Below are 22,324 nucleotides of genomic sequence, written 5' to 3' on the forward strand. Positions count from 1 at the left end.
AACATCAAGGATAAGGAATGAGTATGGATATCTCTTCACACGATGAACACCTACCACCTAAAAAGCAAAAGTTTTATCAAATCCTGTATGTTCAAGTCATTTTTGCAATCGTACTTGGTATCCTTTTAGGGCACTTTTGGCCAGATATTGGTGCGAGTTTAAAACCTTTAGGTGATGCCTTCATCAAATTGGTTAAAATGATTATTGCTCCGGTAATTTTTCTGACAGTGGTCACAGGAATTTCAGGCATGAAACATATGGGAACAGTAGGTCGTGTTACTGGTAAAGCGATGCTTTACTTCATAACATTTTCTACACTGGCATTAATTGTCGGTATGATTGTTGCCAATATTATTCAACCTGGGCATGGTTTAAATATTGATCCAACAACATTAAAATCAGACAAAGTGGCTGAATACGCTGAGAAAGCACACGATGCTTCTATCGTTGATTTCTTAATGAATATCCTTCCTACCACCATCCTTAGCCCGCTAACCAGTGGTGACATTCTGCAAGTCCTTTTTGTTGCTGTACTATTTGGTTTGTCTCTTGCTGCGGTGGGTGAAAAAGGTCAGCCTATTGTTGATTTTTTAAATAACTTAACAGCACCAGTATTTCACTTGGTGGGAATGCTGATGAAATTTGCTCCGATTGGTGCATTCGGTGCTATGGCATTTACAATTGGTAAATATGGTATTGAAAGTATTGGTAATCTTTTACTTTTAATCATGACTTTCTACATTACTGCATTGTTGTTTATTCTGGTTATTTTAGGTGCTGTTGCACGCTATAATGGATTTAGAATTACAGACCTGATTCGTTATATCAAAGATGAATTGTGGCTGGTGCTTGGAACGAGTTCTTCTGAAGCAGCACTTCCATCGTTAATGCGTAAAATGGAAAAAGCTGGTTGTGAAAAATCTGTGGTGGGACTCGTAGTTCCAACAGGTTACTCATTCAATCTGGATGGTACCAATATCTATATGACGATGGCTGCCCTATTTATCGCACAGGCATGTAATATTGATTTGAGCATTCAAGATCAAGTTCTTTTGTTACTTGTAGCAATGCTCAGCTCTAAAGGTGCTGCTGGTGTAACTGGCGCAGGTTTTATTACTTTGGCTGCAACACTTTCTGTCGTTCCTGCTGTGCCTGTTGCGGGTATGGCTTTAATCCTTGGTATTGACCGCTTTATGTCAGAGTGTCGCGCACTAACCAATTTAGTCGGTAATGCTTGCGCAACAATCGTTGTAGCGCGTTGGGACAATGCATTAGACAAAGATAAATTGGCTGCCGCATTCGCTCACCCACCAAAGTCACATTATGATGAAAAAGCAGTAGAACAACATCGTGAAGACCCAATGGACTAGTTAAAAATTGAGTATAAAAAAGAGCCATCAGGCTCTTTTTTATTGATCTAAATCTAATGACCACACAATTGATTCGATTAAACTGCACCGATACAGATGCTTAAATCATACATCTCCCCCCAATATACTCATCTGATTTTGAAATCAGTCGGTGTACTAAATAAAAATATTCCTTTTTCATTCAATGATGATCATTCATGCCAATTAGATTGATTTATTTCCTTACTCAAACAGTCAGGATTGATCTATTTCACAGCATTATTTAATAGGTATTGATTATTCATCTGCGGATCAAAACAATATTTTTTAAATATAAAAAAGAGCCTTTCGGCTCTTTCATTTTAATACTTCGCTGAACTTAACCAAAACGACCTGTAATATAAGCTTCAGTCAATTGATGATCTGGTTGTGTAAATACTTTCTCTGTGGAATTCACTTCAATCAAATCACCCAAGTGGAAGTATGCAGTTCGATCAGATACACGCGCTGCCTGTTGCATTGAGTGGGTCACGATTGCAATGGTGTATTGAGTAGAGAGTTCAGAAATCAGCTCTTCAACTTTTGCAGTTGCAATTGGGTCCAAAGCTGAGCACGGCTCGTCCATTAAAATCACTTCAGGACTTACAGCTATGGTACGTGCGATACACAAACGTTGTTGTTGACCACCAGAAAGACCCGTACCCGGTTGGCTTAGTCGATCTTTAACCTCATCCCACAGACCTGCTTTACGCAAACTGTTTTCAACAATTTCCTCTAAATCGTACTTATCTTTTGCCAAACCGTGTAGTTTTGGACCATAAGCAACATTATCAAAAATTGATTTCGGAAATGGATTTGGCTTTTGGAAAACCATACCGACTTGAGCACGTAACAGCACCACATCAAGATTTGGGTCATAGATATCTTGGTTATCTAAACGTACTTTACCCGTCACACGACAGCTATCAATCGTATCATTCATACGATTCAAAGTACGTAAAAATGTTGATTTACCACAACCTGATGGACCAATAAATGCAATCACTTCATTTTCATAAACTTGAAGATCAATACCTTTAATCGCTTCTGATTCACCATAGTAAACATGTACATCTTCAGCACTAAGTTTGACTGTCGTATTTTTTTCTTTCTTCGGTGTTGAAGATTCAAACTGAGAGACAAAAGATGTATTTGCTTGCTTTTGTTGATGCTCAGTGGATGTAAATTGAGATTGTTCAGAATTCACGGTTGTATCCTGTTTTAAGGAATTTTTAGTTTCTACAGTATTCATCTATTCTGCCCTCTTTTACCAACGAACTTCAAATTTCTTACGTAACCAAATTGCAAAGCTGTTTAAACCCACCATTAGTGCCAATAACACAATGATTGCAGCAGCTGTACGACCCTCAAAGAAGTTACGCAATTCATTACCTTGCCATAAGTAAACTTGAACAGGTAAAGCTGTAGATTGATCGAGTGGAGATACTGGAATATTCGCAACGAATGCACTCATACCAATTAACAGCAACGGTGCTGTTTCACCCAGTGCATGAGCAATACCAATAATCGCACCTGTCATAATTCCCGGTAATGCCAAAGGAAGTACATGATGAAATACGGTTTGCAAACGCGAAGCGCCTATACCAAGTGCCGCTTGGCGAATTGATGGGGGTACTGCTTTAAGTGAAGCACGTGTAGTAATAATGACCGTTGGTAAAGTCATTAAACTGAGCACCAAACCACCGACCAGCGGTGCTGATATAGGCAGATGCATCCAACCAATAAAGATCGCTGCACCCAGCAGACCAAATACAATCGATGGAACTGCTGCAAGGTTATTGATGTTGACTTCAATAATGTCTGTAATAAAGTTCTTTGGTGCAAATTCCTCTAGGTAAATCGCACTTGCAACACCCAATGGAATAGAAATCACAATCACAATCAACATCATGAATAATGAACCCATGAATGCACCCGCCAAACCAGCCGTTGCTGGTGAACTACGTGAATCTGGGTTGGTAAACATTTGCGTGTTGAACGTACGACTGATAATGCCTTTCGCAGCCAAATCATCTGAAAGCTTACGTACTTCAGGGCTTAACTGTTGCTGATCATCTGGTAATGAACGATCGATATGTCCTGCTAACCAAACATCAATGTTTGCGTCTGCAAGGAAATTTAATTCAACTTTTTTACCCACTAAAGATGGATCTTTAAAAACCATATCACGAATACGATATGCTTCAGAGCTGGTATAAAGGCTAGAAAGGTCGTCACGACGACTTTCAAGTGATGGATCTTTAGAAATAATGCCGTTTACAATCAACGCATCCCAATCCACCATACCCATTTTAGTTTGCCAGTCTACATAGCGCTCTTGAAACACAGCTGGAGACTCGCCGACTTTTTGTGTTGGTTTTGGACCAGCATCAATCACAGTTGGATCAAAATAGACAGGTACGGTCATACTTGCTTGCCAAAATGCAGGAAGCCCCTTGTATAAGATACTTCCAAACAAAATCGCGACAAATGCCAGTCCCATAATCACGGCAGAAAAGCCAACAAAACGGAATGTCTTTTCTTTACGATGACGTTTTGATAATGAACTTGCGATTTTAGCTTTACGCTTTTCACGTAGTTCTGCGGCAACTTGAGGATCAAATACATTTTGATCCACTGGAGATGTATTTGATGTACTCATTCGTATTGCTCACGGTATTTACGCACAATGTAAAGTGCGACAATGTTTAGACACAATGTAATAGTGAATAGCGTCAGACCCAATGCAAAGGCAACCAATGCCTGTGGGCTTGCAAAATCAGTATCGCCAGTTAACTGTTTTACAATCGTTACGGTTACCGTAGAAACAGCTTCAAGTGGATTGATATGTAGTAAAGGACTGTTTCCTGCCGCAAGTACAACAATCATGGTTTCACCAATAGCACGTGATACAGCAAGCAAGAATGCGCCAGTAATCCCCGGCAACGCCGCAGGCAGTACCACTTGGCGTATTGTTTCAGACTTGGTCGCTCCCAAACCCAAAGAACCATCACGTAATGATCTAGGGACTTGAGTGATAATGTCATCTGAAAGTGAAGATACAAATGGGATAATCATGATTCCCATTGCAAAACCAGCAGTAAGTGCGCTGGTTGCATTCACTTCAATACCAATTGAATCACCAATTGATTTAAAGATTGGACCGATCACCATCATGGCAAATACACCATAAACGATGGTTGGGATACCTGCCAAAACCTCAATCGTTGGTTTAGCCCATGAACGGAATCTAGGTGATGCATACTCAGCGAGATAAATTGCAATCATTAAACCCAATGGAACAGCAACCAATAAAGCAATACCACTGACCATGAGTGTTCCCCATAGTAATGGTAGTAAACCATAACTACCTTCAGCATTTCCTGAAGTGCTAAAACCTGGATTCCACTCTGTACCAAAGAAGAAGTCAATTGGACTGACAAAATGGAAAAAGTGCATCGCTTCACTGAACATCGACATCACGATGCCTACTGTAGTAAGAATTGCAACGCCAGAACATAAAATCAAAACTACGTTAATGGTTTTTTCAACTTCATTACGTGCACGGAATTGTTGGCTAATTCTTTTTCTTGCCCACACTAATCCCAAGATTGCTGCACAGACCACAACAGCAAATTTGGCAAAAGAACTGATTCTTTCAAACTTTGCTAATTGTTCTGCAGCGGCTACTTCATAGGCTGCAGGCGTATCTGTTACACCAAAACCAGAAGCAATTGCCTTGATGCGATCTACAAGTACATCTACTCCAGCCGTATCAAGAGATGCAGCAACATTTGCTGGAACATTCTTTAGAATTAAATGTTGTAAAACACTCGGTTCTACCAAATTCCAAACAATTAAAATTAAAAAAGCTGGGATTCCACACCACAACGCCACCAAAGAACCATAATAGCCTGGACGTGAATGTAAAACTGCAGTGTTATTTCCCTTACCTGCTAGGCTTCGGCTTTTTCGTAGCCCAATTTGATATGCGATAGCAATTAAAGCTAATAACACGCCAATGAGTAGCAGATTCATGTATTCTCCACCGTTTTTTCAATCCTAATTATTTGAAAAAACTCTGCTTAGCAATGAAAGCCGATGGTAGTCTCCCACCATCAGCTCCATGATTACGGTTTTATTATTTACCAGCTTTGAAACCAGCAAGTACTTTTGCACGCTCAGAGTCAGACAATGAGATCAAGCCAGCTTTGTCTAATTTAGAACCTTTACCAGATACTTTTTTGTTTAAGAAGTATTCAGTATATTCTTTTAAGCCTTTGATAGATTGTAAGTGTTCACCTTTAACATAGAAGTATAAAGGACGCGATACTGGGTAAGTACCATTAAGAACAGTTTGTTCTGAAGGGACTACATTGTTTACTGTCGCAACACGTAATTTATCTTTGTTTTGGTCATAGAAACCTAAACCAAATACACCTACCGCACTTGGAGATGTTTTTAAACGTGCTAGAGTTTCAGTATAGTCACCCGCGATTTCGATCACTTTACCGTCTTTACGGAAAGCAGAACATGCTTTTTTCTGAGCATCTTTATCTAACTTTTTGAAGTAATCGTAGCTTTCACAACCTGCTTCAACCATTTTCTCTTGGAATACTTCACGAGTACCGTGGTTAGATGCTGGAACCACTAAAGTAATGGGTTCGTTTGGAAGAGATTTATCAATTTGGTTCCAACGTGTATACGGGTTTGGTACCAATTTACCATTTGATGGTAATTCAGCTGCTAAAGCTGCAAATACGTGTTGTGGACGTAACTTATAAGCTGCTTTGCTTGCATTTGATGCAAAAACGATACCATCATAACCAATTTTAATTTCTTGGATTTTATTTACGCCTGCTTTTTTACAAGCTGCAATTTCAGTATCTTTGATTTTACGAGAAGCATTCGCGATATCGATTGTATTATCGCCAACACCAGAACAGAACTGTTTAAGACCAGCAGAACTACCGCCTGAACCCACTACAGGTGCTTTAAATTGAGGGAAAGTATTACCAAATTCTTCAGCAACAATACTTGCATAAGGAAGTACAGTAGAAGAACCAGCGATTTGGATGGTATCACGAGCGTTTGCTGCCACTGCTGCCCCTGAAACTGCTAATGCAAGTGCGATATGGTTAATGCGCATTCTTTTCTCTCTTAAATAAACTGCAATTTGAAGTACGCCACTTCTTTTTGTGTTGTACTTTTCGGATAACTGCATTTTGATTTTAAAATATGACAAATAAGTTACAGCTTTATGACGCTTTTATGATAATTGATGATTCGCATTTGATTTTATTAAAAATCTTTAAAATTCAATATGTAATAAACTGTATTTTATTTTTATAAATTTAGAATAATGCCCTTCAAATTGTAATATTTCATGTGAATGTCACAAAACTTCTATTATCCCCCTATTGATACCGCGACATTTCATGTCGTAGTAAGCTTAATTTTTAATGCAAAAAGTTTTAAAATTAATAAAAAAAGAGCAACTAAAATGACTTCATTAAACCGAAAAGAATGGCATGAGACTTTTCTGAAAATGGTCGCTTCGGCAAGTATGATCACCTTCATTATCTATATGAGCTGTTTGATTATCTACATATTATTGTCACAAATTAGTCAATATTTTATCGTTCAAAACATAGTGAGTAGCTTTAGTTTTATCAGCTTGTTTATCTTAACCATGCAAACATTACGTTCAATGTACCATGTCTATTATTTACCTTTAATGAATAGTTGTGCGCATACTTATCAAAAATTAATTTTCTTTTGTAGTAGCTTTTCTATTGCTCTCATTGTATTAAGTTCTTTTTTCTTCAATTTTACCCAAATGTTAAAAACCTATTACAACTAGCATATTTTTGAACAACTGATTGTTTTAACTTGATCTACTGTACTGTTCTAATTTTTGCAAATATTGATCGCAATAATTGAAATTTCTAAGAACACTGGATTCTTTTATATTCAAATCAATTCTAAACAGAAGATTTGTATATGAATAGTCGCACAGAATACATGTTTCATTCCGAATTTCCTGTCCATATGACTTTTTCGCAACAGGATTGGTTGTTATTGGCACAGTATTGGTATCCAATTGCTTTAGCACGTGATATATCAGAACAACCTCAAGCTACCATGTTATTGGATATGCCTTTGGTCATCTACAAATTTAATCATGAGATTATTGTTGCAAAGGATGCCTGCCCACATCGAGGCGTACCGTTAAGTCTTGGTACACATGATGGTCAAGGGGTTGTTTGTCGTTATCATGGTTTACGCTTTGGTGAGAAAGGTAAATGCAATCGAATTCCTGCCCACCCAAACCATAAAATATCAGATCGTTTTCACTTGAGAACTTATCCAACCATTGAACGATATGGATTAATCTGGTGCTGTTTATTGGCAGATGAACAAGATAGCCCAAATATTCCCGATATGCCTTATTGGGATCAAGCAAAATATCAACAATTGGTTTGCCCTTGGATTGATTTAAAGTGTTTTGCGGGTAGACAATTGGAAGGATTTATTGACGTCGCTCATTTTGCTTGGGTTCATGCTGATACATTTGGAGATCCAGAGCATCCTGAGGTAGCTGACTATACAACTCAAGAAACCCATTATGGCTTCAGTGCTGATTATCTTAGTCATGTTGGACGTTATCCAATTGGCTTAGATCAATTCGGACAAGAAGGGTTTCAATGGTTACGTCATTTTGAGGTTCATTTACCATTTACAGCAACACTCACAATACATTTTCCCAATGATTGCAAACAAGTCATCATGAATGCTGCCTCACCAATGACGGCACGAAGCACACGATTATTTGCCCCAATTTGTCGTAACTACGATAAAGATTTACCCATAGAAGAAGCCTATGAATACAACCTTAAGATTTTTGAAGAAGACCGCTTGATTGTTGAAACGCAGAAACCAGAATATTTACCTTTAGACCTGTCCATGGAAGCACACTTTCCTGCTGATCGCAGTTCAAGCATGTATAGAAAGCTGCTTAGAAAAGCTGGATTTAGTCAAATACTCGCTGCCTAGCTCAATTAAATATTAACTTTAAGAAAGAGGTCTTGATGACTTCTTTTAACTTTATATAAGTAGGTTTCACGATCCTTCATTTCTCGATTTAACGATAAGGACGATTGAGAATGCTTAAATTTAATCCAAAAGCTTTTATTAAAATTGCACTCTTCTTTTAAACGATTAAAATGCATCTAACACAGATCCAATGAGGTGGTAGAACATGCAACAAATGTGGTCAGACATCGATGCTTATATCGAATCACATTTAATTCCTGAAGATCCGATCCTCACACAAACATTAAAAAATACTGCGGATAAAGGCTTTCCAGACCATCTCGCTGTTGCTGCAAATCAAGGCATGCTGTTGCAAATGCTGATTCAAATGAACAAATGTAAACGTGTTTTAGAGTTAGGGACTTTTGCAGCATATAGCACCATGTGGTTAGCGCGTGCTCTACCTGAAGATGGTTATATTTTAACAATTGAAGGACGTGATACGCATGCAGCTTTAGGTCAAGAAAATATTGACCTCGCAAAACTTAAACAAACTGTTGAATTAAAGTGTGGGCGTGCTGCTGATATTTTAAAAGCTTTGCCTGAAGATACTGCGCCTTTTGACTTTATTTTTGTCGATGCAGATAAACAAAGTTATCCTGAATATTTAGAATTAAGCTTAAAGCGATCACATTCAGGTACAGTGATTGTTTTGGATAATGTGATCCGCGCAGGTGATATTCTTGATCCAAATAACATTAAACCAAGCATTGAAGGCATTCGGGATATGTATAAAGCGATGCAGAATCACCCCCAAATTTTATCATGCACAGCTTTACAAACAGTAGGCAGTAAAGGGCATGATGGATTTGCAATTGCGATCGTCAAATAAATATTCAAATACCCTGCTGAAATACAGATGTAATGACAAAAGACCGCCAGTTCAAAATGGTGGTTTTTTATTGCCTAATTTTCTACTAAAATTTAGGTCATAATTTTTTTTCTTAAAGTTATCCCCTGAACTTGTTTGTAGAATTGTGGATAACTTATGTATTACCAAATAACTCAATGAAAAATAATATATTTTAATGATAGATTAATTTTCAACCAGTTAAATTCATTACAGTTTCAAAAGCACTTGCTTTTAGAAATGCAAGATTTATTCAAAATTTTTTAATAGAAAAAAGCCATAAGTTCTCTGATTTATGGCTTTTTTCTATGTTGATAATCGCAGGAACTTGGATAGAGAAAAATGTAATCAATATTCAAAAAAAGCTAATTTCATGATCACATTTTTCAGTCTCATTATTTAGTCACCAACAACGGAACAGCCGAATTCCTAAAAATTGTCGTTGTCACGCTGCCCAAGAAAAATTGATGTATTTTACTGTGGCTAAATGCGCCTAATACAATTAATTGGATTTGATGTTGATTTTGATAATCCAAAATATTTTCAGCAACATCCCCGTAACGATATTCAACAACAACGTCTAAGCCTGCATCTTTTAACCGTTGTGCGGGTTCATTGAGGATTTCAGGATGATCTCCCACATAAAGTAAATGGCATTGTAAAAGTTTTAATAAGTCACTTTTTTCTACACGTTTCAGCATTTTTTGGCATGCTTCAGAAAGTTCATAAGCAAAAATAAAACGTGTTGGTGGTTTAAAAGTTTGACCTACTGTCAATACCGTACTTTTAGCACCACGAATGAAATTCTCTACATTACTTCCCAGTGTTTTATTTTTTTCAGCTGAACGCTCGCCAACTCGACCAATGACTGCAATATCATCCTCAGTCAACTCATTAAAGCTTTGCTCAAGAAAATCACCTTTCGCCTGAATTCGCCCAGGGGTAATACCATACTTTTCCTGAATCATTTCAGAAATATGTTCAAGAAGATTATTACTATAATCGAGTGCTAATTCACTTTGTTTTTGCTCAAGTTCTGCAAGCTCTTTGAGTAACATTGCATTACTTTCAAAACCGATTACCCCACTAATTTCCCCTAAATGATAACTTGCAGGGTAATAGTCTAATACTTGCAATAAAACCAGTTGTCGACCAGTTTTCTGAGCAATCCAAGCTGCTGCTTCTGCCAATGCATTAATACAAGGAGAAGAGTCAATACAAGCAACTACTCTATTCATTTTTAACCTCACTTTGGCGATATCGCCTTGGGTCTATTTGATTTTAAATTAGCATAAGTTTCTATAAAATTGGACAGCTTTATGTAATTAATTCCATAATTTAATTATGTATTTGTACAAATTGTGCGGTTATTCACGGTAACGAATCAATTGCGCTGGATTGCCTGCGACGATTTCTCGTTCAGCAATATTTTTAGTTACCATACTATTCATACCCACTACAGCATGTGAGGCAATTTTAATTCCATCCTTGATGCCGACATGTGCACCCAACCAAACATCTTGACCAATTTCAATGCCCTTAGAACTTACTGCTTGTTGATAAATTGGTTGGTCCAACGCCATACCGTGATCAAATGCGTAGAGATGACAATAGGCTGCGATTCGTACTTGGTCATGTAATTTAATCCCTGCACGACCTCCATCTAAAATACAGTGATGATTAATCGCAACCTCACTGCCAATTTCTAAAGGACCATGTAAGGTACAATCAGCTGCAATAAAGGTATTGTCTCCAATACTAATTTTTCGTCCTGGCTCAGCAAAGATATGTGCAAGCGGAGATATAAAGCAATTTTCTCCGATTTCGACAGTTTCCATTTCCATTAAATATGTTTGATATTCTTGTTGCCACTGTTCAGCCCAAATTCGATTTTTCGGCTTAAGTGAATAATATAGCCAAGGCATATAATTTAAACGGTGTTTATGCTGTTCTCGATATTTTAATAATGGATCTTGTTCAGTCATTGCTTTCATCCATTAATTTAAGTTGTTCACGTCCACGTGTAACATCTTGAATTTTTAAACGTACTGGATCGAGTTGATGTATTTGCAACAATGCTTCGACCTCGACACCCTCAGCAGTATATTGTTCATTGTATTCAATATGTTGTGTGTTTAATTCATATTGAAATATTGCCCACTCATTGAATTGACATTGAAAATATATTTTTTTCTTTTCAATCAGTTCTATTTTTTCTGCCGAGACCAAACACTGCCCTGCACAGCCTCCATAAGCACGAACCAAGCCACCTGTACCTAACTTGATACCACCGTACCATCGATTGACCAATACAATTGAATTGGTTAAATCATTTCCTTCAATGGTTGCAAGAATCGGGCGACCTGCTGTACCTGAAGGTTCACCGTCATCATTAAAACGAACATTGTGTCCTATTTTCCATGCCCAGCACTGATGAGTGGTTGTAGGATCTAAATGCTTTTCTAAAAACATTTTAACCTGTTGTTCATTTTCAACTGGCGCTGCAATGGCTTGAAATCGACTTTTTTTGATCTCTTCTTCAAAAAACGTTTCGGATGCAAGTGTAAAAACCATAATGAAAATAAAACATTCAAACTCAATATGTTCTGATTATAACGTGGATTTTAAAAATATTGGGCAATAAAAAACCCTAAGCGAACTTAGGGTTTAAGCACAACTGGATGATTAGAGAACAAGTTGATGATTTTGAAGCAGGAGTTTCAAGATATCATCCTCTGTCTTGCCGTTAAATGCAGCACCTGATTGCGCCAAATTATCCAATTGAAGCAAATCAGTTTTTCCAGTGTAGGTAGTTCCTGCACCATCACGATCTAGGGTGAGTGTGACATTATTGCCATCAACTCTTACACCAAGATAGTTTTTCAAATAGTTTGCTGAAGCTGTTAAGTCAGTGGTGATATTCGCGCTGTTAAAACCGATCAGTAAATCAGAAATATCAATGATGTCTGCATTCCTATCAGTGGTCACATTTCCAGCATGGAAATCTGTCCAGTGATCCGTACCATTTCCACCCGTTGCACTTGCATTTTCTAGTACATGATAAACAAGTACATCGGAGCCACCATTACCAGTGAAACTATCATTCAGCTCACCACTAATGAGCGTATTACGTAGAGCATCACCCGTCGTAATTGCATCAATCGTCACAGTAAGTGAAGCGATATGATCTTGACCGAAAACAGTCAGCTTATAATCAAATACCTCTTGACGACCAATTTCCCCAGCCTTAGGTGTATAAACATAGCTTCCATCACTTTTCACGAATAGACTGCCATAGTCGCCTTGTATGGTAATACCGTTGTACCCAACTTCGGTAAACTGACCATTCCCCGTATCTATGCTAAATTTAGCATAAGCATGATTATAGGTATCGTCAGTTAACATATTACCTGTGATAGGAGCCGCAGTAACTGGAGCAATATCATTATAGTGGGTAATGTTTTGATCGACTGTCACTGCTGCATTAAATGCCAGACCAGTATTTCCTGAAGCAGATGATGTAATTGTGTAAGTTCCTGGTCCTAAATTAGGAATATCTACAGTGACTGTTCCACCTAATACCGTAAGAACAGGTGTTTGCGTAATTGTTCCGACTGTAACGCCATTTTGATCTTTTATTGTAAGGATAATTTGTGGTGCTACACCAATTGAAAGTGCAGGTATATTTACTTTTACAACCACATGAGCGGAATCTGTATTTGCAATACTAAATGTTGTCGGAGTATAAGTACCATTTCCACCAGCACCAAACAGACCCGATGCAACCTTAAGTTCACCTTGAGTCGATGTAACTGTTTGATGAATATTTGTCACAGCGCCAATCACCGCATGATCTGAATTATCAAGCACTATTGGAGCAGGAAGTGTCACATCATTTTGAGGATTTGCATTATCCCAAACCACACCAGAGTTATCTCCATCAATACGAATATTCAAATGGGCAGTAGCTTGAGTTCCATTAAAATCTCGAATTGTATATGTGAAGGTATCTACTTTACCAATGTCCTCAGGTGCACCATTGCTTACATATTTATAATGTCCATTTGGAGATATATATAATGTTCCATAAGCCCCAACCACAACTGTATTTGCACCAGACAATGTCACAATTGGACCACCAATTTCATTTTCGACTTGTGTCACAAATGTCGTTGTATTAACTTCATCTGCACCATCTACACTTGAAATAACATTACCTTCTATGCTGCCTGAACCCAAATATTTGTTGGTTTGCGCTTGCATGGTCAACTCGACACCGCCGAACAATTGTGCAGATAAAGTTGAATCCAAAAGATTTAGTATCTGTTGTAATAAACCAGCATCCGTTGGATTTTCTTGCAATGCAATTGTATAAACACCTGGCGGCAAACTATCCACATTAATCTGACCAGAATAAGTAAATACGGCTCCCAATAGACCTGTTGCTGTCAATTTAACGGCATCTTGCACAATAAAATATTCTTTTTGCGCGACACCATTCTCATCCAAATATTGACGCTCAAGTACAGCATTAAATACCTTACCAGAGGTACCTAATAAAGTGCCAACAATCCCACCAAGTGCAGCATTTACAAAGCTTCCACTCACATTTACATTAATACTAGAAGTACTGTTCTCTTCAACTTCAAAATTAAATGGAACTGTGTTGCCTAAAGAAACATTAAGTCCTAGTAAATTTACGCCTAATAATTGAGAAGCTCTTCCTTGTACTCCTACATCATCACCCACGGTTTCTTGATAATTTTTAACAGTTGCAAGATCATCATTTGCAACAACCTGATCAACATAATCTGGTGGTGTTAAGTCACCAGGGTCTGCTGGTGTTCCTGCAATATTTATAATGATTTGAGCCGTATCAGATGTTGCTCCATTAGACAGCTTATAATCAAATATTTCAGTTTTTCCAACAGCCGATTCTCCAGCTGTCACAGTATAAGTAAAGACTCCTGTTAGTGTGTTAATTTCAAGACTTCCATACTCTCCTTGAATTGTAACACTACCTTGTGCAACAGGTGCACCATCTATTTCAGTGATTGAACCACCACCAATTACATCTTGACCATTTCCATTATCAGCAAAAACATTACCTGTCACTGCATAGTTTGCAAAAACCTCTTCAGTTCCAGTTACGCTAATATTTGTTTTTTCGTAAATCGTTAATAAGTTTGACAATAGAGGAGCAACAGCTGCATCAACAATGTAATCAACTACGCTAATTGGCAATACATTTAATAGTTGGTTAACGACACTTGAAAGCGGTAAACCGAGTGTATTTACAGGAATTAAAATTGTATTGACTAAAGCGAGAACTGGAGCACCTAATGGACCAAGTACTGCATTAATTGCTGCCTCGATAGCTGCCGCATTTGAAGCACCCAGAATTTCTCCTTCGCCACCAAGGTCAGTAATCGCAACGTCTTTGAGTAAAGTTGTTAGAGCACTATCATCAGCCTGAACTGCAACCGTATAATTACCCTCAGGTAAATTAGTGAAATCAAGCTTAATTGAGTCGTTACTATTCACGACACCAATGATTCCAATACCACCCACAGTGACAATACCACCTTGACTCGTACCACGTGCAACTTCCACTGGTCCATTGCTAGTTTGCTGATAAATAACAATCTGAACAGCCTCACCGACCGAAATCAGGTCTTGTTGTGACACTGTGACAGAAATATTACCTGTCGCTCCCTTACCTGCACTTCCTGGTGTTTGTGGAATTGAGAAATTTAAACCAGTAGCATTATTCCCCAAGATATCAACAACTGCGATATCTGAACCTGCAACTTCAGTACGGTTTACTCGGACTTCCTGACCTAGATTTAATGCAAATTCATCATTTACAGCATTAAGTGGCGGAAGAACAATCGAACCATTGCTTACTGAAGTTGGTGGTAGTGTTGCTGCATCATTGCCCGCAATGTCTTGAATCGCATTCGGATCATTAGCTGCTGTTGGATCGGTATAACCTACTTGCACCGCTTGACCTGCTGTCACTGGCGCACCCAAGGTTAACACCACACTACTGCCCACCACTAATACATTCGTGATCGCAACCACTTGACCATCCGCAGTCACTGTGAAGTCGCCTGCAACTGGTGGATTTAATGGATCAAGCGCTTCACTGTAGTTCAGCGTTAAGGTCGTACCCAATGGATCAACTGTCGCATTGACAAAGGTTGGTGCTGTGGTATCGCCACCTGGAATCAGCGAACCATTGCTTACTGAAGTTGGTGGTAGTGTTGCTGCATCATTGCCCGCAATGTCTTGAATCGCATTCGGATCATTAGCTGCTGTTGGATCGGTATAACCTACTTGCACCGCTTGACCTGCTGTCACTGGCGCACCCAAGGTTAACACCACACTACTGCCCACCACTAATACATTCGTGATCGCAACCACTTGACCATCCGCAGTCACTGCGAAGTCGCCTGCAACTGGTGGATTTAATGGATCAAGCGCTTCACTGTAGTTCAGCGTTAAGGTCGTACCCAATGGATCAACTGTCGCATTGACAAAGGTTGGTGCTGTGGTATCTCCGCCTGGAATCAGCGAACCATTGCTTACTGAAGTTGGTGGTAGTGTTGCTGCATCATTACCCGCAATGTCCTGAATCGCATTCGGATCATTAGCTGCTGTTGGATCGGTATAACCTACTTCAACCGCTTGACCTGCTGTCACTGGCGCACCCAAGGTTAACACCACACTACTGCCCACCACTAATACATTCGTGATCGCAACCACTTGACCATCCGCAGTCACTGCGAAGTCGCCTGCAACTGGTGGATTTAATGGATCAAGCGCTTCACTGTAGTTCAGCGTTAAGGTCGTACCCAATGGATCAACTGTCGCATTGACAAAGGTTGGTGCTGTGGTATCTCCACCTGGAATCAGCGAACCATTGCTTACTGAAGTTGGTGGTAGTGTTGCTGCATCATTGCCCGCAATGTCTTGAATCGCATTCGGATCATTAGCTGCTGTTGGATCGGTATAACCTACTTGCACCGCTTGACCTGCTGTCACTGGCGCACCCAAGGTTAACACCACACTACTGCCCACCACTAATACATTCGTGATCGCAACCACTTGACCATCCGCAGTCACTGTGAAGTCGCCTGCAACTGGTGGATTTAATGGATCAAGCGCTTCACTGTAGTTCAGCGTTAAGGTCGTACCCAATGGATCAACTGTCGCATTGACAAAGGTTGGTGCTGTGGTATCTCCACCTGGAATCAGCGAACCATTGCTTACTGAAGTTGGTGGTAGTGTTGCTGCATCATTGCCCGCAATGTCTTGAATCGCATTCGGATCATTAGCTGCTGTTGGATCGGTATAACCTACTTGCACCGCTTGACCTGCTGTCACTGGCGCACCCAAGGTTAACACCACACTACTGCCCACCACTAATACATTCGTGATCGCAACCACTTGACCATCCGCAGTCACTGCGAAGTCGCCTGCAACTGGTGGATTTAATGGATCAAGCGCTTCACTGTAGTTCAGCGTTAAGGTCGTACCCAATGGATCAACTGTCGCATTGACAAAGGTTGGTGCTGTGGTATCTCCGCCTGGAATCAGCGAACCATTGCTTACTGAAGTTGGTGGTAGTGTTGCTGCATCATTACCCGCAATGTCCTGAATCGCATTCGGATCATTAGCTGCTGTTGGATCGGTATAACCTACTTCAACCGCTTGACCTGCTGTCACTGGCGCACCCAAGGTTAACACCACACTACTGCCCACCACTAATACATTCGTGATCGCAACCACTTGACCATCCGCAGTCACTGCGAAGTCGCCTGCAACTGGTGGATTTAATGGATCAAGCGCTTCACTGTAGTTCAGCGTTAAGGTCGTACCCAATGGATCAACTGTCGCATTGACAAAGGTTGGTGCTGTGGTATCTCCGCCTGGAATCAGCGAACCATTGCTTACTGAAGTTGGTGGTAGTGTTGCTGCATCATTGCCCGCAATGTCTTGAATCGCATTCGGATCATTAGCTGCTGTTGGATCGGTATAACCTACTTGCACCGCTTGACCTGCTGTCACTGGCGCACCCAAGGTTAACACCACACTACTGCCCACCACTAATACATTCGTGATCGCAACCACTTGACCATCCGCAGTCACTGCGAAGTCGCCTGCAACTGGTGGATTTGATGGATCAAGCGCTTCATTGTAGTTCAGCGTTAAGGTCGTACCCAATGGATCAACTGTCGCATTGACAAAGGTTGGTGCTGTGGTATCGCCACCTGGAATCACCGAACCATTGCTTACTGAAGTTGGTGGTAGTGTTGCTGCATCATTGCCCGCAATGTCTTGAATCGCATTCGGATCATTAGCTGCTGTTGGATCGGTATAACCTACTTGCACCGCTTGACCTGCTGTCACTGGCGCACCCAAGGTTAACACCACACTACTGCCCACCACTAATACATTCGTGATCGCAACCACTTGACCATCCGCAGTCACTGCGAAGTCGCCTGCAACTGGTGGATTTAATGGATCAAGCGCTTCACTGTAGTTCAGCGTTAAGGTCGTACCCAATGGATCAACTGTCGCATTGACAAAGGTTGGTGCTGTGGTATCTCCGCCTGGAATCAGCGAACCATTGCTTACTGAAGTTGGTGGTAGTGTTGCTGCATCATTACCCGCAATGTCCTGAATCGCATTCGGATCATTAGCTGCTGTTGGATCGGTATAACCTACTTCAACCGCTTGACCTGCTGTCACTGGCGCACCCAAGGTTAACACCACACTACTGCCCACCACTAATACATTCGTGATCGCAACCACTTGACCATCCGCAGTCACTGCGAAGTCGCCTGCAACTGGTGGATTTAATGGATCAAGCGCTTCACTGTAGTTCAGCGTTAAGGTCGTACCCAATGGATCAACTGTCGCATTGACAAAGGTTGGTGCTGTGGTATCTCCGCCTGGAATCAGCGAACCATTGCTTACTGAAGTTGGTGGTAGTGTTGCTGCATCATTGCCCGCAATGTCTTGAATCGCATTCGGATCATTAGCTGCTGTTGGATCGGTATAACCTACTTGCACCGCTTGACCTGCTGTCACTGGCGCACCCAAGGTTAACACCACACTACTGCCCACCACTAATACATTCGTGATCGCAACCACTTGACCATCCGCAGTCACTGCGAAGTCGCCTGCAACTGGTGGATTTAATGGATCAAGCGCTTCATTGTAGTTCAGCGTTAAGGTCGTACCCAATGGATCAACTGTCGCATTGACAAAGGTTGGTGCTGTGGTATCGCCACCTGGAATCAGCGAACCATTGCTTACTGAAGTTGGTGGTAGTGTTGCTGCATCATTGCCCGCAATGTCTTGAATCGCATTCGGATCATTAGCTGCTGTTGGATCGGTATAACCTACTTGCACCGCTTGACCTGCTGTCACTGGCGCACCCAAGGTTAACACCACACTACTGCCCACCACTAATACATTCGTGATCGCAACCACTTGACCATCCGCAGTCACTGCGAAGTCGCCTGCAACTGGTGGATTTAATGGATCAAGCGCTTCACTGTAGTTCAGCGTTAAGGTCGTACCCAATGGATCAACTGTCGCATTGACAAAGGTTGGTGCTGTGGTATCGCCACCTGGAATCACCGAACCATTGCTTACTGAAGTTGGTGGTAGTGTTGCTGCATCATTACCCGCAATGTCTTGAATCGCATTCGGATCATTACCTGCTGTTGGATCGGTATAACCTACTTGCACCGCTTGACCTGCTGTCACTGGAGCACCCAAGGTTAACACCACACTACTGCCCACCACTAATACATTCGTGATCGCAACCACTTGACCATCCGCAGTCACTGCGAAGTCGCCTGCAACTGGTGGATTTAATGGATCAAGCGCTTCACTGTAGTTCAGCGTTAAGGTCGTACCCAATGGATCAACTGTCGCATTGACAAAGCTCGGTGCTGTGGTATCTCCACCTGGAATCACCGAACCATTGCTTACTGAAGTTGGTGGTAGTGTTGCTGCATCATTACCCGCAATGTCTTGAATCGCATTCGGATCATTACCTGCTGTTGGATCGGTATAGCCCACTGTCACCGCTTGACCTGCTGTCACTGGCGCACCCAAGGTTAACACCACACTACTGCCCACCACTAATACATTCGTGATCGCAACCACTTGACCATCCGCAGTCACTGCGAAGTCGCCTGCAACTGGTGGATTTAATGGATCAAGCGCTTCACTGTAGTTCAGCGTTAAGGTCGTACCCAATGGATCAACTGTCGCATTGACAAAGGTTGGTGCTGTGGTATCGCCACCTGGAATCACCGAACCATTGCTTACTGAAGTTGGTGGTAGTGTTGCTGCATCATTACCCGCAATGTCCTGAATCGCATTCGGATCATTACCTGCCGTTGGATCGGTATAACCTACTTGCACCGCTTGACCTGCTGTCACTGGCGCACCCAAGGTTAACACCACACTACTGCCCACCACTAATACATTCGTGATCGCAACCACTTGACCATCCGCAGTCACTGCGAAGTCGCCTGCAACTGGTGGATTTAATGGATCAAGCGCTTCATTGTAGTTCAGCGTTAAGGTCGTACCCAATGGATCAACTGTCGCATTGACAAAGGTTGGTGCTGTGGTATCTCCGCCTGGAATCACCGAACCATTGCTTACTGAAGTTGGTGGTAGTGTTGCTGCATCATTGCCCGCAATGTCCTGAATTGCATTGACATCATTGCCTGCCGTTGGATCGGTATAACCCACTTCAACCGCTTGACCTGCTGTCACTGGTGTACCTAAAGTAAGCACAACAGTTGAACCATTCACACTCACACCAGTCACTGCAACAATCTGACCATCTGCTGTTACAGCAAAGCTGTTGATCAAAGGTAAATTAGCACTATCCAGATCTTTATTATAAGTTAAAACTAATTGAGTTCCTGTGTTGTCCACTGTAGCACTAACAAAAATAGGGGGTGTAGTGTCCGTACCTGGAACTGTCGAATCATTGGTCACTGTTGTTGCAGGTAAGCTCGCTGCATCATTGCCAGCTACATCTTGAATCGCGTTGGTATCATTGCCTGTCGTTGGATCAGTATAAGCTATTTGAACACTTTGCCCTGTTGTAATTGGTGGAGCTAAAGTCAATATAACGTTATTGCCATTAATTGATACGCCAGTAACAGTTACGGATTGCCCCCCCGCAGTTACAACAAAACTATCTGGTGTTGGTAAATTTGTCGAATCAAGAGCTTCACTATAGGTCAGCGTTAACTGTGTCCCACTATTATCAACATTTGCAGATTCAAATTGCGGGTTTGTTACATCCCCAGCAGTAATATCAATGGCTTTAGGATTGCCCGCAGCATCTATTACTGTCACTGTGACCTTTTCACCATCCGCCAATGGACGAGTCAGTTGAATATCATCAACCACGTTATTCCCAGTGATCGTGCCCGTACCAATCACATTACCGTTGCTGTCGGTAATTTTTACTTGCCCTGGTTCATTTGAGGTAACTTCGATATGCGTTGCATCTTGAACCGTAGAAGTGATTGTTGGCGCGGTTACATCCCCAGCTGTGATTTCAATCGTTTTTGGATTACCTCCTCCATCTGTCACTGTAACTGTAACCTTTTCACCATCAGCCAATGGACGAGTCAGTTGAATATCATCAACCACGTTATTCCCAGTGATCGTGCCCGTACCAATTACATTGCCTTTGCTGTCGGTAATTTTTACTTGCCCTGGTTCATTTGAGGTAACTTCTATATGAGTTGCGTCTTTAATATTTGATTCAATAATCGGTGGTGTTACATCTCCTACCGTTATTACTTTTTCTGTTTGATTACCTGAAGTATCAATAACATCTACAATAATTTTGCTGCCATCAGTTAATGTAGTATTTAAATCAACATTTAGCTCCCCATTAGAACCAATGACTCCCTCTCCAATTGTTTGACCAGCTTCATTTTTTATAATAACTTTGCTACCTGGTTCATTTGAAACAATATGAATAGTGTTATTATCAACAATATTTACTTCAACTTCTGGTTTTGTAACATCCCCAACATTTATTGTTTCTGTTGTTTTATTTCCAGCATTATCAATTGCTGTAATTGTAATTTTTTCATTATCGACCAATGGTCTTGTCAAAGTAATATCCAACGAACCCGCTTGATTTAATTGACCACTACCAATTGTTTTTCCAGTAGAATCAACTATTGTTATCTTACTTGCTTCATCCGCATTTATTTTAATTTTTTGATTATCTAAAATCTGATGTGTTATTTTAGGAGCAGTCTTATCACCATTTCCAGAATGATTTGAACTTCCACCACTACTTCCTGCAGCTGCGGCTATACCTATAATTCCTGCTGCACCTGCAACCCATGCCCATACTGGTACTGCTGCATGCTCCCCAACCAAATATTCATGAAAATCATTAATACCCAGATAATCAATTTTAGTCACAGTGCCATTTGCATCAAATTCAAGGAATTCAAGTAAATAATGTTTTCCATCTGAAGTTTCTATAGTAAATTCTTTTGGTTTTTCTCCAATAAAAAAGTCTTCAATAACAACTTTTTCTCCGCTTTGTAAATAAACCTCCAGATTATTATTAACTTTAACAATTTTGGCTATTTCAGCACTATCTAAATTGACTTTATAAACAGCGTGATGTTTATTCACTAAATCCTGAGTCAGAATTTTAGCCGTTCCTTTTTCGTAAATTGTGATGTTTTTCATAATAGTTCTTCCGTCTTATAATTCACTCTTATACAAAAAAGATAAATAAGTGCGACAAAATTCACAAGTGTATAGTTTTAATAATAAAAATGGATAACATTATAAAAAATATTAGTTGTCTATAATAACTAATCTATTTAAAAAAAATTCGTGATGTGCTTATCATTTATTTATTTTTATTCAATATTTTTAGACTGTCTATACGCAATTAAATTTAATT

At 40.4% G+C, this 22,324-nt stretch carries 11 protein-coding genes; 3 read left to right on the forward strand and 8 right to left on the reverse strand.

Going from position 1 to position 22,324, the window contains the following annotated elements; genetic code table 11:
• Positions 1-23 precede the first annotated feature (23 nt).
• A complete protein-coding gene (locus I9192_RS13635; protein ID WP_010591372.1) occupies positions 24-1,370 on the forward strand; it encodes a dicarboxylate/amino acid:cation symporter in 1,347 nt (448 codons plus the stop codon).
• 358 nt (positions 1,371-1,728) lie between these two features.
• Here the strand turns inward: I9192_RS13635 and pstB are convergent, their stop codons facing one another.
• The 4 genes from pstB to I9192_RS13655 form a co-directional block, all read right to left on the reverse strand.
• Positions 1,729-2,640 carry a phosphate ABC transporter ATP-binding protein PstB gene (pstB, locus tag I9192_RS13640; RefSeq protein WP_004824538.1) on the reverse strand — a complete coding sequence of 304 codons (912 nt, stop codon included), beginning with the start codon at positions 2,638-2,640 and terminating at the stop codon, positions 1,729-1,731.
• A 15-nt stretch (positions 2,641-2,655) separates the two neighbouring features.
• Complete coding sequence (pstA, locus tag I9192_RS13645) at positions 2,656-4,050, reverse strand: phosphate ABC transporter permease PstA (protein ID WP_005032298.1); 1,395 nt, start codon at positions 4,048-4,050, stop codon at positions 2,656-2,658.
• Positions 4,047-5,426, reverse strand: coding sequence for a phosphate ABC transporter permease subunit PstC (pstC, locus tag I9192_RS13650; RefSeq protein ID WP_004824542.1), 1,380 nt, complete (start codon positions 5,424-5,426; stop codon positions 4,047-4,049). The genes pstA and pstC overlap by 4 nt, the downstream gene beginning before the upstream one ends.
• Positions 5,427-5,529: 103 nt before the next feature.
• A complete protein-coding gene (locus I9192_RS13655) occupies positions 5,530-6,537 on the reverse strand; it encodes a substrate-binding domain-containing protein (protein WP_004824544.1) in 1,008 nt (335 codons plus the stop codon).
• An 854-nt stretch (positions 6,538-7,391) separates the two neighbouring features.
• On the opposite strand from I9192_RS13655, the gene I9192_RS13660 reads away from it, so the two are divergent.
• Both I9192_RS13660 and I9192_RS13665 read left to right on the forward strand, forming a co-directional pair.
• A complete protein-coding gene (locus tag I9192_RS13660; RefSeq protein WP_005032302.1) occupies positions 7,392-8,444 on the forward strand; it encodes a Rieske 2Fe-2S domain-containing protein in 1,053 nt (350 codons plus the stop codon).
• A 205-nt stretch (positions 8,445-8,649) separates the two neighbouring features.
• Complete coding sequence (locus I9192_RS13665) at positions 8,650-9,315, forward strand: O-methyltransferase (RefSeq protein ID WP_004824548.1); 666 nt, start codon at positions 8,650-8,652, stop codon at positions 9,313-9,315.
• 413 nt (positions 9,316-9,728) lie between these two features.
• On the opposite strand, the gene I9192_RS13670 is transcribed toward I9192_RS13665, so the two are convergent.
• The 4 genes from I9192_RS13670 to I9192_RS13685 all read right to left on the reverse strand — a co-directional run bounded on the left by I9192_RS13670 (position 9,729) and on the right by I9192_RS13685 (position 22,104).
• Positions 9,729-10,571 (reverse strand): universal stress protein, encoded by an 843-nt coding sequence (locus I9192_RS13670; RefSeq protein ID WP_004824550.1) that lies wholly within the window; start codon positions 10,569-10,571, stop codon positions 9,729-9,731.
• Positions 10,572-10,700: 129 nt separating this feature from the next.
• Positions 10,701-11,318, reverse strand: a complete 618-nt coding sequence (locus tag I9192_RS13675) for an acyltransferase (RefSeq protein WP_004824551.1) — start codon at positions 11,316-11,318, stop codon at positions 10,701-10,703.
• The gene (locus I9192_RS13680) at positions 11,311-11,907 is read right to left on the reverse strand and encodes an IMPACT family protein (protein ID WP_005032308.1); all 597 of its coding nucleotides are present in this window, start codon (positions 11,905-11,907) and stop codon (positions 11,311-11,313) included. Before I9192_RS13680 ends, I9192_RS13675 begins: the two co-directional genes overlap by 8 nt.
• Before the next feature lie 111 nt (positions 11,908-12,018).
• Positions 12,019-22,104: a BapA/Bap/LapF family large adhesin gene (locus I9192_RS13685; protein WP_200149860.1), complete on the reverse strand. Its 10,086-nt coding sequence runs from the start codon at positions 22,102-22,104 to the stop codon at positions 12,019-12,021.
• Between the last annotated feature and the right edge of the window lie 220 nt (positions 22,105-22,324).

Origin of the sequence: Acinetobacter bereziniae (assembly GCF_016576965.1) — a bacterium.
GTDB lineage: Bacteria > Pseudomonadota > Gammaproteobacteria > Pseudomonadales > Moraxellaceae > Acinetobacter > Acinetobacter bereziniae.

Bases quoted from the DNA above. Each gene is read 5' to 3' on its own strand.
- I9192_RS13635 (WP_010591372.1), top strand. From the start codon at position 24: ATGGATATCTCTTCACACGATGAACACCTACCACCTAAAAAGCAAAAG.
- pstB (WP_004824538.1), bottom strand. From the start codon at position 2,640: ATGAATACTGTAGAAACTAAAAATTCCTTAAAACAGGATACAACCGTG.
- pstA (WP_005032298.1), bottom strand. From the start codon at position 4,050: ATGAGTACATCAAATACATCTCCAGTGGATCAAAATGTATTTGATCCT.
- pstC (WP_004824542.1), bottom strand. From the start codon at position 5,426: ATGAATCTGCTACTCATTGGCGTGTTATTAGCTTTAATTGCTATCGCA.
- I9192_RS13655 (WP_004824544.1), bottom strand. From the start codon at position 6,537: ATGCGCATTAACCATATCGCACTTGCATTAGCAGTTTCAGGGGCAGCA.
- I9192_RS13660 (WP_005032302.1), top strand. From the start codon at position 7,392: ATGAATAGTCGCACAGAATACATGTTTCATTCCGAATTTCCTGTCCAT.
- I9192_RS13665 (WP_004824548.1), top strand. From the start codon at position 8,650: ATGCAACAAATGTGGTCAGACATCGATGCTTATATCGAATCACATTTA.
- I9192_RS13670 (WP_004824550.1), bottom strand. From the start codon at position 10,571: ATGAATAGAGTAGTTGCTTGTATTGACTCTTCTCCTTGTATTAATGCA.
- I9192_RS13675 (WP_004824551.1), bottom strand. From the start codon at position 11,318: ATGACTGAACAAGATCCATTATTAAAATATCGAGAACAGCATAAACAC.
- I9192_RS13680 (WP_005032308.1), bottom strand. From the start codon at position 11,907: ATGGTTTTTACACTTGCATCCGAAACGTTTTTTGAAGAAGAGATCAAA.
- I9192_RS13685 (WP_200149860.1), bottom strand. From the start codon at position 22,104: ATGAAAAACATCACAATTTACGAAAAAGGAACGGCTAAAATTCTGACT.